12 protein-coding genes are annotated in these 11,414 nt (G+C 60.2%); 3 read left to right on the forward strand and 9 right to left on the reverse strand.

Going from position 1 to position 11,414, the window contains the following annotated elements:
* Positions 1 to 9: 9 nt before the first annotated feature.
* Entirely contained in the window at positions 10 to 879 is an 870-nt protein-coding gene (locus H9K75_RS02305; RefSeq protein WP_187724612.1) for a tripartite tricarboxylate transporter substrate binding protein, read from the reverse strand.
* Positions 880 to 1,157: 278 nt separating this feature from the next.
* Between H9K75_RS02305 and H9K75_RS02310 the strand changes: the two genes are divergently transcribed.
* A complete protein-coding gene (locus H9K75_RS02310; RefSeq protein ID WP_187724613.1) occupies positions 1,158 to 1,559 on the forward strand; it encodes a MarR family winged helix-turn-helix transcriptional regulator in 402 nt (133 codons plus the stop codon).
* Positions 1,560 to 1,953: 394 nt separating this feature from the next.
* On the opposite strand, the gene H9K75_RS02315 is transcribed toward H9K75_RS02310, so the two are convergent.
* Complete coding sequence (locus H9K75_RS02315; RefSeq protein WP_187724614.1) at positions 1,954 to 2,814, reverse strand: DUF4034 domain-containing protein; 861 nt, start codon at positions 2,812 to 2,814, stop codon at positions 1,954 to 1,956.
* Between the two features lie 104 nt (positions 2,815 to 2,918).
* On the opposite strand from H9K75_RS02315, the gene H9K75_RS02320 reads away from it, so the two are divergent.
* Complete coding sequence (locus H9K75_RS02320; protein ID WP_187724615.1) at positions 2,919 to 3,596, forward strand: glutathione S-transferase; 678 nt, start codon at positions 2,919 to 2,921, stop codon at positions 3,594 to 3,596.
* A 65-nt stretch (positions 3,597 to 3,661) separates the two neighbouring features.
* Here H9K75_RS02320 and H9K75_RS02325 read toward each other — a convergent pair whose 3' ends face one another.
* The 5 genes from H9K75_RS02325 to H9K75_RS02345 form a co-directional block, all read right to left on the reverse strand.
* Positions 3,662 to 4,168 (reverse strand): disulfide bond formation protein B, encoded by a 507-nt coding sequence (locus tag H9K75_RS02325; RefSeq protein WP_187724616.1) that lies wholly within the window; start codon positions 4,166 to 4,168, stop codon positions 3,662 to 3,664.
* 61 nt (positions 4,169 to 4,229) lie between these two features.
* Positions 4,230 to 5,357: a sulfate/molybdate ABC transporter ATP-binding protein gene (locus tag H9K75_RS02330; protein ID WP_187724617.1), complete on the reverse strand. Its 1,128-nt coding sequence runs from the start codon at positions 5,355 to 5,357 to the stop codon at positions 4,230 to 4,232.
* A 53-nt stretch (positions 5,358 to 5,410) separates the two neighbouring features.
* Positions 5,411 to 6,322, reverse strand: a complete 912-nt coding sequence (gene cysW / locus H9K75_RS02335) for a sulfate ABC transporter permease subunit CysW (protein WP_187725872.1) — start codon at positions 6,320 to 6,322, stop codon at positions 5,411 to 5,413.
* Positions 6,323 to 6,372: 50 nt separating this feature from the next.
* On the reverse strand, positions 6,373 to 7,248 hold the full coding sequence (gene cysT, locus H9K75_RS02340; protein WP_187724618.1) for a sulfate ABC transporter permease subunit CysT: 876 nt from the start codon (positions 7,246 to 7,248) through the stop codon (positions 6,373 to 6,375).
* A 123-nt stretch (positions 7,249 to 7,371) separates the two neighbouring features.
* Entirely contained in the window at positions 7,372 to 8,373 is a 1,002-nt protein-coding gene (locus H9K75_RS02345; RefSeq protein ID WP_187724619.1) for a sulfate ABC transporter substrate-binding protein, read from the reverse strand.
* A gap of 229 nt (positions 8,374 to 8,602) precedes the next feature.
* Here H9K75_RS02345 and soxR point away from each other — a divergent pair, with 229 nt between their 5' ends.
* Positions 8,603 to 9,085 (forward strand): redox-sensitive transcriptional activator SoxR, encoded by a 483-nt coding sequence (soxR, locus tag H9K75_RS02350; protein ID WP_187724620.1) that lies wholly within the window; start codon positions 8,603 to 8,605, stop codon positions 9,083 to 9,085.
* A 19-nt stretch (positions 9,086 to 9,104) separates the two neighbouring features.
* Here soxR and H9K75_RS02355 read toward each other — a convergent pair whose 3' ends face one another.
* Both H9K75_RS02355 and H9K75_RS02360 read right to left on the reverse strand, forming a co-directional pair.
* Positions 9,105 to 10,307: an MFS transporter gene (locus H9K75_RS02355; RefSeq protein ID WP_187724621.1), complete on the reverse strand. Its 1,203-nt coding sequence runs from the start codon at positions 10,305 to 10,307 to the stop codon at positions 9,105 to 9,107.
* A 144-nt stretch (positions 10,308 to 10,451) separates the two neighbouring features.
* Positions 10,452 to 11,363: a LysR family transcriptional regulator gene (locus H9K75_RS02360; protein WP_187724622.1), complete on the reverse strand. Its 912-nt coding sequence runs from the start codon at positions 11,361 to 11,363 to the stop codon at positions 10,452 to 10,454.
* Positions 11,364 to 11,414: the final 51 nt, after the last annotated feature.

An 11,414-nucleotide genomic window follows, 5' to 3' on the forward strand; every position in this document is an offset into this window, starting at 1 on the left:
CTCTCGTCATCACGGTTTGCTCGATTGCAGCAACTGGGGGTGAGCCACGGCAAGCTGCTCCCACGCCTTGCGTTGCCGCGCGAGCAATTGCTGCATGGCCACGGCACTGCTGCTGCTCGCGCGCGCGCCCATCTCGGCAAGCCGCGCTGAAAACTCGGGCGCGTCCACCACTTTGCGAACCGCCTTGTTGAGCAGTTCGCGGCGCTCACTGGCTACGCCATCCGGTGCCTGAAGACCGTACCAGACGGTCATCACGATATTCACACCGCTTTCGGTGAAGGTCGGCACATTGGGCAAGGTCGGCTGCCGCTTGGCCGACGTGATGCCAAGCGCGCGCAGTTTGCCCGATTGGATCATCGGCAGCAGCACCGGCATCAGCGCGAACGTGGTGTCCACCTGCCCCGAGATCGCATCGGAGACTGCCTGCGCCCCGCCCCTGTACGGTACGTGCAGCAGATCAATGCTGGCCGCGAGTTTCAATCTTTCCACGAAGGTGTCCAGCTGCGCGCTGGCGATGGTGAGCTTGCCGGGCTCGCTGCGCGAAGCCTCCAGAAAGTCACGCGGCGTTTTGAATGGCGCGTCGGGCTGCGTGGCCAGAACGAACGGGACCTCGGCCACGGTGGACAGCGGCTCCAGCTCCACCTGCGGATCGAATGACGGCTTGGGACCAAAGATGCTGTTGACGATCAGCGTGCTGCCGCCAAACAGCAACGTGTAGCCGTCGGCCTTTGACTTGACAACGAATTCCGAGCCGATATTCGTGGCCGCGCCCGGACGATTGTCGACGTAGACCGTGGTTCCCAGCTCCTTGCCCATGCCATCGGCGAGCATGCGTGCGATGGCATCGCTGCTTCCACCCGGCGGGAACGGAACGACCATCCTGATGCCTTGGGAGGGATAGTCTTCGGCTAAAGCGCAATCGAAAAGACCTATCCAAAATACGCACAGCATTGCAAAATTCAGCCTGCATCGGTGCATCATTCGTGAAACGCCATGCATATAGTTCATCCCTCTTTTGGTTATCATTGATTTTTGCAAATTTGACATCAAAAATCGCAGCAAATTCGGAATACTTCCAAAATAAATATAATTTGACTATGCACACAAAAGAACAATTGGATGAATTGCGGATAAAGCGCCGCTATGGCGTCGGACGCATGCTCTTGCTCGCGCGCAAGGACTTCGTGGCCCGACTGCATGCCGCCATGGGAGATCAGCTCAAGGACTTGCCACCCGCGGCCGGCGGCATGTTGCCCTACATCGATCTGGAGGGGACGCGCGGCACCGAGCTTGCGCGCCGCATGGGTGTCAGCAAGCAGGCTGCAGGCAAAGCCGTGCGCGATCTCGAGTCAACCGGGCTGGTCACACGCGTGCAGGATCTCTCGGATGCGCGGGCCTTCAAGGTGCAGTTCTCGACCAAGGGTCTGGAATACATGATGAAGATGCACGAAGCCATTGATCGCATCGAGGCCGACTACGCCGCCTTGCTAGGCGAAGGCAAGGCCCAGGCGCTGCGCGAGGCGTTGTGCGAAATCTCCTACAGAAATCCCCTGCCCTGAGCGCTGCGTTGAACACGCCGGCGAATCACGTTGGTCATGTTCAACGCCGAGGACACGCATCGGACATATTTTTCACATAGTTGATCCAAATCAATCTATAAACTCCGAAAGCATGTCTGCTCGTGTTTCACAGGCATCGGAGCGACAGTCAAATTACATATTGATGCGATTTAACTAACAGAATCACATTTTGATAAATCAAGAAATGAAAATAGCGAACCAGGTTGATTATCTGACCGCGATAACACATTTCAATTGATAGCTCAGAATTTCGTTCGTTAAAATCTATCAAGCTCACGAGAAGATCGCCTGAGGGCAATGATGTGGTGGCCCGCAGGGCCGCACGCCCGCCGCTTCGTTTTGCACGAAGCGCGCGCGTCGGCCTGATCAGGGTTCAGTAGTTGCGGACGATGCCCGCACGCGCGACTTCGGAGTTGTCGCACATGCTGCGAGCCTGCTTGTACAGCGCCAGCGCCTGGGCCTTGTTTCTCTCGATCACCTCGAAATGGTTGGCCTTCTCGAGCACCAGGTTGTATTTCAGGTAGTTCGCGGCATCGGAGGGCAGGGATTTTTCGGCCTGCGCCACCATGCGGTCGAGGAATTCGTACGAGACACCGTAGCGCGGCGTCAGAAAGCTGATGGCCTGCAAACGCGCTGCCACGTTCTTTGGAATCGCCTGATTGGCCGCCTCAAGCCACTGCGCCGCATCGCGCTCGCCCGCACGGCCCTGGATGCCGGCCAGACCGATCAGGCTCGCATACGGCAGCGAGAATTGGGGTTCCAGCGAAATCGCCTTCTGAAAATATCCGACCGCGACGTCGCTGTTCTTTTTTACCTCGCGTATTTGCGCGGCGCTGACCTTGTTGGCCGCTTCGGTGCCGCGAGCGGAGAACGCCCTGAGTCCGTAGAAGAGACCCATGTTGTATTGCGCAAAAAAAGACTGTGGCCGTTCGTCGAGCCACATGCGCAGCAGCTTTCCATCGCTGCCTGCCCGGCTTTGCAGATAGATGATCTCGCGCAAGGTCAACAGGTCGCCGCCCGGTTGCGAGAGCCGTTTCCTGGCCTGCTTGGTCAACAGGTTGTCGAGCTCCGCAAATTTGAATTGCTCAAGCAACTCCACGCGCTCGGTGTCTTCCATATCGGCCACGTCCGATGGAATCAGCGCGCATGTGCCCGCTTGCGCCGTTGACCAAAGACTGGCGCTCAGCGCTGCGGCCAGCAGTGCGAACTTGATGGGCCGTTTTGCACTTTTCATGGGAATCCTCCCTCTCTCCGTTGGAAATTTTTTCTGATTTCGATTCTGACAGAACTCGCTGGCACCGCACGTCGCAGCGCTTGCTGCTGTTGGACAATGGGCACATGACTTCGCTCGCGCTGCCCATTCTCTATTCGTTTCGCCGTTGCCCCTACGCCATCCGCGCGCGGCTGGCGCTGGCCTATGGACGCATGGCCTGCGAACTGCGGGAAATAAAATTGCGTGACAAGCCCCAGGCCATGCTCGAAGCGTCGCCCAAGGCGACCGTGCCCGTGCTGGTGTTGAGCAATGGAACGGTCATCGATCAAAGCCTCGACGTGATGCTGCACGCGCTGCGCATGCGCGACGATGACGGCTGGCTGCAACCGCACAAAGGATCGTTGCAGGACATGCTTGCACTGATTGCTCGCAATGACGAGTTTTTCAAACCCGCGCTGGACCGAACCAAGTATCCGGACCGCTACCCGAGTGACGAACGTGTCGCCGCGGCTAGGGACGCACGTGAATGGCTTGGCGCGCTGAACAACCGGTTGGAAAACACCGACTACCTGTTTGGCCTCCACGCAAGCCTCGCCGACATGGCGCTGCTCCCTTTCGTGCGCCAGTTCGCAGCCATCGACAAGGAGGCGTGGAGCCGCACGCCGTGGCCGCATCTACAGGCATGGCTGCAGCGATTTCTGGATTCCGCGCTGTTTGCCGAGGTCATGCAAACGCATCCGGTCTGGCAGCCCGGATCGCACGGGCCGGTAGTCTTTGGCGCAGAGCGTGCATCAGCCACCTGATCCATGTGGATGCACTCAGTGCTTGTCAGCCTCTGGGCCCGGCTGAACCGTGGGAGGGGTTCGATTCAGCGGCGTGCGCCGCCGCGCATCAGTGCAATTAGAAGCACGATGGCGAAAAGCACAAAGCAGACAAAGGACCAGTTGGCGATGGAGCCGCCGAGAAAGGTCCAGTCGATGGCTGTGCAGTCGCCAGAGCCACGGAAGATCATTGGCAGCGAGCGGCTGATCGGATAGTTTTCGATCATGCCGTAGAAGTCGCGTCCGCACGTGGCGAACTCGGGTGGATACCACTGCAGCCAGCTCTGGCGAGCCGCCACGAAAGCGCCGAAACCGGCCATCAACAACGCAAGAAAACTGAAGGTCTTCCACCAGCCGGCGCCGCCGCGCAGCGCGCCGATACCCGTGAACACTGCCACGCCGATCAGCGCATAACGCTGCACGATGCACATCGGGCAAGGCTCGAGCCCCACGACGTGCTGCAGATACATGCCAAAGCCGAGCATGGCGATACAGGCCAGGCAAATGAGCCCGAGAAGCTGGCGCGGAGCCCGGGAAATCCAGTTGAAAACCACTTTTTTGTCCTTAGGGAAACCGGCATCTTACCCATGCCGACCTCCCATGGGAAAACAGACGTCAGATACCGGCAGCTTGGTCCAGAAAAACCTTGGCGTGGCGCGGTGTCACCACCAGCATCTCGCCCTCGCGCAGTCCCTGGTCACGAAACTGCTGCGCCGGAATCTGTGCTTCTATGAGCGACTCCGAGGTCGTATTGTCCGTCGATTGGTTATCGGATTCGGGAATAAGTTCCAGACGCGCAATCGGTCCGACAACGATGGCGCGCGACAACTGCACCACGATGCCGCGCGGACGGCCCTGCGCGTCGAGCGCCTGACCGGGCGAGTAGCGCTCCACATCCAGATCGTGCGGACGAACGAAGGCGAAGGCCTTGGCCTCGTGCGCGTTCTTGGCATCCGCGCTTTCGAGTTGCATGCCGTCGTCGAGATACACGCGGCCATCGCTCGCGCGGCCCTTGAACAGGTTCACGTCGCCAAGGAAGCCGTAGACGAATGGGCTGGCAGGATTGTCCCAGACCTGCTGCGGCGTGCCTTCCTGCTCGATTCGCCCCTTGTTGATTACGACCACACGATCGGCGACTTCAAGCGCCTCTTCCTGATCATGGGTCACGAAGATCGAGGTCACGTGCAGTTCGTCATGCAGACGGCGCAGCCAGCGACGCAATTCCTTGCGCACCTTGGCATCGAGCGCGCCGAACGGTTCGTCGAGCAGCAGCACCTTGGGCTCCACGGCCAGCGCGCGCGCAAGCGCGATCCGCTGGCGCTGGCCGCCCGAGAGCTGAGAGGGATAGCGGTCGGCGATCCAGTCGAGCTGCACCAGCTTGAGCAGATTCATCACCTTCTCCTTGATCTGCGCCTCGCTCGGGCGCTGCTTGCGCGGCTTCACGCGCAGGCCGAACGCCACGTTGTCGAACACGGTCATGTGGCGAAACAGCGCGTAGTGCTGGAACACGAAACCCACGTTGCGGTCCCGCACGTGCACGTCGGTCGTGTCTTCGCCGCTGAAGGAAATCACACCAACGTCTGCGGTTTCAAGCCCCGCGATGATGCGCAGCAGCGTCGTCTTGCCGCAACCCGAAGGGCCGAGCAGCGCGATGAGTTCGCCGGATTTGATGTCGAGGCTGACGTCGCGCAGCGCCTGAAAATCTCCGAACTGCTTGCTGACGTTGCGAATTTCGATACTCATGTCTGTGTGTTCCTTGTCCTGCCCTGCTCCATCCGGCAGCCGGGCGAAAAACCTCAGGTGGTCGCCGGGCGCTCGGGCGGCATCGCCGCAGCCGCTGCGAGTTGCTTCTCGGCCTTCCACTCGGCCACCGACTTGATCACCAGCGTGACCACCGCCAGCAATGCCAGCAGCGAAGCGGCGGCGAATGCGGCTACCGATTGGTACTCGTTGTAGAGAATCTCCACGTGCAGCGGAATGGTGTTGGTCTGCCCGCGAATGTGACCTGAGACCACCGACACCGCCCCGAACTCGCCCATCGCGCGCGCATTGCAGAGAATCACGCCGTACAGCAGGCCCCATTTGATGTTGGGTAGCGTCACATGCCAGAAGGTCTGCCAGCCGCTGGCACCGAGCACGATGGCGGCCTGTTCCTCGTCGTTGCCCTGCGATTGCATCAGCGGGATGAGTTCGCGGGCAATGAACGGAAAGGTCACGAAGATGGTGGCCAGCACGATGCCCGGAACCGCGAAGACGATCTTGATGTCGTGCGCGGCGAGCCACGGCCCGAGCCAGCCCTGCGCGCCGAATACCAGCATGTACATCAGGCCGACGACCACTGGCGAGATCGAGAACGGCAGGTCGATCAGCGTCGTGAGAAACGCCTTGCCTTTGAAGTCGTACTTGGCGATGCACCATGCCGCAGCCACCCCAAAGACCAGGTTCAGCGGCACGGCAATCGCCGCCGTGATCAGGGTCAGCTTGATGGCGGACCATGCGTCGGGCTCGCGCAGCCCGGCCAGATAGGCGTCAAGCCCCTTGCGCAGCGCTTCGGTGAACACCGCCGCCAGCGGCAACACCAGAAACAGCAGCAAAAAGACCATCACGATGCCGATCAGGATCCAGCGAACGGCACGTGGCTCAGTGGTGCTGAGCTTCTCGGGCTTGCTGTTCTTGCCGGGTGCCGTGAGGCGGTAAGCGACCAGCACCAGCGCCAGAATCGCGCCGATGACCTTGAATAGCAAATAGTGCGATTCGTTCACAGCGGAGCCCCCTGGCGCTTGCGCTGCCACGCCTGCAATCCGTTGATGACCAGCAGCATGATGAACGAGAAGAACAGCATCGTCACCGCAACAGCGGTGGCACCGGTGTAGTCGTATTGTTCAAGCTTTCCGATGATGATCAGCGGCGTGATTTCGGAGACCATGGGCATGTTGCCCGCGATGAAGATCACCGAGCCATATTCGCCGATCGCCCGCGCGAACGCCATCGCAAAACCGGTGAGCAGCGCGGGCGTGATGCCCGGCAGGATCACCTTGCGGAAGATCTGCCAGCGTGTGGCGCCCAGGCTGGTCGCGGCTTCTTCGAGTTCCTTCTCGGAATCCTCGAGCACCGGCTGAACCGTGCGCACCACGAACGGCAGGCCGATGAAGATCAGCGCGATCACCACGCCGTTCGGATTGAACGCGAGCTGGATGCCGAGTGGCTCCAGGTACTGCCCCACCCAGCCATTGCCCGCGAGCAGCGCGGTGAGCGAAATGCCGGCCACGGCCGTTGGCAGCGCGAACGGCAGATCGACCAGCGCATCGACGATCTTCTTGCCGGGAAACTGGTAGCGCACCAGCACCCAGGCCACGAGCAGCCCGAACACCAGGTTCACGCAGGCCGCGATGAACGATGCCCCGAACGTGAGCCGGTACGAAGCGAGCACGCGCGGCGCGGTCACGGCGTCCCAGAACTGGGGCCAGGTCATCTGAAAGGTCTTGAGGAGCAGCGCGGCCAATGGAATCAGCACGATGATGCTCAGGTAGAAAAGCGTATAGCCCAGCGTGAGCCCGAAACCGGGCAACACACGCTTGGGACCGCGCCGGGCAGAGCCTGCTCCCGGCGTTGCATTCAGCACCGCAGCGGTCATAGAGAAATTTCGTGGAGGAGATCAGGAAACAGTGGCGTGGCGCGCACACCGATGCGACCCAGCCCGGCAGCCGCCAGGCAAACGTCGCATCATGATGAATGCGCGAAGTAGCTCAGGGGCGCTTTACTTACTGTAGAGCTTGTCGAACTGCCCGCCGTCGTTGAAGTGAACCTTCTGTGCTTCTCCAAGCGATCCGAAATACTTGGCCACGGTGAACTGCTTGATCGGCTTGAACACGTCTGCATGCTTCTTGAGCACCGCTTCCGAACGTGGACGCAGCGCGTGTTTGGCGGCGATTTCCTGCCCTTCGTCCGAATACAGATAGTTCAGGTACTCGGTTGCCAGCTCGCGTGTGCCCTTCTTGTTCACGGTACGATCAACGATGGCGACGGGGTTCTCGGCCACGATGCTCACCGATGGGTGAATCGCGTCCACCTTGCCCTTGCCGAACTCACGTTCCACGGAAACAACTTCCGATTCGAAGGTGATCAGCGCATCGCCAATATTGCGTTGCAAAAAGATGCTCGTGGCATCGCGCCCGCCCTTGCCCAGCACCGGCACGTTCTTGAACAGCTTGCTCACGAACTCCGCAGCCTGCGCATCCGTGCCGCCCTTTTCACGCACATAACCCCATGCGGCCAGATAGGCATAGCGGCCGTTGCCGCCCGTCTTGGGATTGACGACCACGACCTTAACGTCGGGGCGGATCAGATCTTCCCAATCCTTGATGTTCTTGGGATTGCCGTTGCGCACCAGAAACAGCATGGTCGACGTCGTGGGCGACGCGTCGTTCGGGAATTTCTTCGCCCAATCCTTGGCGACCACGCCATTGCCAGCCAGAAAATCGATGTCGGTCGTGGTGTTGAAGGTCACGACGTCGGCCTCGAGACCGTCGTTCACGGCCCGCGCCTGGGCACTCGAGCCGCCATGCGCCTGATCGACCTTCACGTCCTTGCCCTTGGTCTTTTTGTAGTGGGCGATGAAGGCCTGGTTGTAGTCCTTGTAGAACTCGCGCGCCACATCGTAGGAGACGTTCAGCAGCGAGGTGGATTGAGCGGAGGCCACGCCACTGGCCACCACGGCAACGGCGGCAATCAGGGTCTTGAGCGAGCGGGTCGAAATCATTGTGTTTGCGTCTCTTCGTTGACGTGTCAAAAGTGAACATCATTGTGGGGACGTAGTCTTAAAACTCGAACAACTATATTCTTGTTTGTTTATTCATATTTGGCATATAGAAGCACTGGTGCGGCTTGGAAGGCGATTTGTACAAGGCAACGCTGGAGCGCACCTCGTTGCCGGATAGTATTCCTCCAGTTAAAGTCAGCTTTAGGTCAAGAGAAAAAAGGAAGTCGACATGACAGTCCGAGACGATGAGCTGCTTCCAATCGGCACCATCGCGCAGCGCAGCGGCGTGAACGCATCGGCGCTGCGTTACTACGAATCGCTGGGGTTGATCGAATCGGTGCGCAGCAATGCGGGCCATCGCCGTTACCGGCGCTCCACCCTTCGCCGCGTGGCCTACGTCGTGTTCGCGCAGCGGCTCGGTTTTCAACTGGAAGAAATATCCGGGCAGCTCAATGGACTGCCGAAACACCATGCGCCCACAGGCGATGAGTGGAATAGCTTGTCGCAGATATGGATCCATCGCGTTGACGAACGCATGCAGGATCTGATGCACCTGCGCAAGAGTCTGGAAAAATGCATCGGCTGCGGCTGCCTGTCGATGAAGGTATGTGACGTGTTTAACCGAGCAGACTGCATTGCCGAAAACGGCGTTGGCCCCCGGTCGTGGCTCGGCGACACGCTGACGCGCTCCGAGTCACCAGACGACGAATAGCCGCCCGAGCGCGGTAGGGTCATTTCAGCTTGCGCGCCAAAATGGCTCCAGCCACGGCCAGTGGCAAAAGCATCCACGCCACAAGAACCCATCCACCGGCTTGCGCCAATGCGCCCGCAGACATCGGCCCTACCAACTGGCCCACATAGCTGCCTTGCAACATGAAGCCGATGGTGGGTGCGATCAAGGTCGGGCTGGGTGCGACCTTGGGAGCAATGGCCGTCAACGCGCCCGGTACTCCACCCATGCACCCGATCATGATCGCCGCGCAAACCGCTGCCACCACGGGCGGGAGTTTGAGCCAGAACAGCATGGGAATGCAGATTGCCGCGACGACAAACCCGGCAGACACAATCCGGTGGGACGCAATGCCGCGTCGCATCAAGGCACCTGCGCTCATGTTACCAAGTACATTGGCCGCCACGATGCCCGCGCTAACAAACCCTGCCTGTATGGGCGTCAATCCCAGCAGATCGCGCAGCAACAACGGCAAGAAACCGGAAAACGCAAAGTAGATGACCGCGTAGAGCGCAAAACAGATCGCGATGAACTGAACGCTGCGCGCCGTGCCCACGGTGTGAATCGCATCCCATAAGCGGGTCCGTTTTTGATGACTGCCGGTACCAGCAACACTGGCTTGCGGCGGCATGGCGGGAAGTCCCAGCAGGATCACAACCGCGAATGCTGCAGCCAAGCCTGCATTGACGTACCAGATGGCAGGCCAGGACAGCGGCATGCCGACCGATGACGCCAGCGTCGCCACCAGCATGACCAACGCGATGCCGCCAGGAACGGCCGTGCTCGACAGCGCCATCGCCAGATCACGGTCTTTTTCGGACGCCTGGCGACCCACGACACTGGATGCGCAAATCAGCAAGGTCACTACCGCCACACCTTCCAACACGCGCGATGCCAGCAGCAATCCGATACTCCCAGCGCTGGCACCCGCAAAGCTCGCCAACGCCACCACGCCCAGACCCGCTACGATGACCTTGCGCGAATCCCACCGTGCAATAAGCACCCCGAGCGGCATGGCAAGAACAGCGCCGACAATCGCCAACGCCGAAATCACCAGACCCGTCTGCCGCAGACTCAGATGCAATGGTTCACCTTGAAGCAACGGCAACGCGATGATGGCCTTGCCGATCTGGAACGATGCGATCAATGCAGCAAGGATGGCCAGCGCAATATTGCGCCAGGACGTGGCAAGAGGTGCATTCATGGCAGGTGGTTCCAAATGGATGAGCGGTTGCTCTTGGCATATGGCTTGGCATATGGCTCGTGGAAAGCTGCAATGTAGAAATTAAAGTGCACTTTAAGTCAACGCCTGGGTCGACCATTCGGCTCTTCCACCCTTCAAAGCGCCTCAGTACGAAAAGTGATCGCCAAGGGGAACGGCCTCTCCCAGAAAGTCCAGAAACGCGCGCACGGCCGGAAGCAGCCCGCGCCGCGATGAAAACACCGCGTGCACGATGCCTGGCGATTGCGACCAGTCCGGCAGCAGCTTCACGAGTCGGCCATCCTCCAGCTCCTGACGGCACAGATAGTCCGGCAGCCAGCAATACCCCGTGCCGGCCACGGCGGCAAACTTGAGCATCAGCAAATCATCGACCACATAGCGCGGTTTCAACTGCAGCGAATGCTTGTGCCCGTCGGGGCCGATGATTTCGAGCGTGTAGCGGCCATCGGACGATGGCATGGTGATGCTGTCCAGCCGCTCCAGATCCGCAAGCGTCCTTGGCGTGCCCTGCCGGTTGAGCAGATCGACGCTCGCGACCAGCAATTGCCGTCCGTCGCCCAGGCGCTTGACGACCATGCTGCCGCTTTCCTCGAGCGAGCTGCGAACGCGCAGCGCCACGTCGAAGCCTTCCTCGACCACGTTCACGGGCCGGTTGAGCAAGCGCATCTCGACGCGCACCTCGGGATAACGCTCCATGAACGTCGGCACCAGCTCACCGAGCACAGTCTGCGCGAGCGTGACCGGGCAGGAGACGCGCACGGTGCCACGCGGCGTGCCCTTGACCTGCGCGACCGCATCGGCTGCGGCGAGCGCCTCGTCGCGCATGGCGATGCAGTGGCGCAGATAGGTCTCGCCCACCTCGGTCAAGGAGAGCTTGCGCGTCGTGCGCTGCAACAAACGCACGCCCAACTGCTGCTCAAGCTCCGTCACGCGGCGCGACAGCCGTGACTTGGGAATCCCGAGACTGTGGCTCGCGGCGGTGAAACCGCCCCGCTCCACCACCTCGGCAAAAAACAGCATGTCGTTCAGGTCTTGCATCGTGAATACGTTAATTGGCTTGAAATTCAGAACAATCTATCGCGAAATTGC

The organism is Diaphorobacter aerolatus, from assembly GCF_014489535.1.
Taxonomy (GTDB): domain Bacteria; phylum Pseudomonadota; class Gammaproteobacteria; order Burkholderiales; family Burkholderiaceae_C; genus Diaphorobacter_A; species Diaphorobacter_A aerolatus.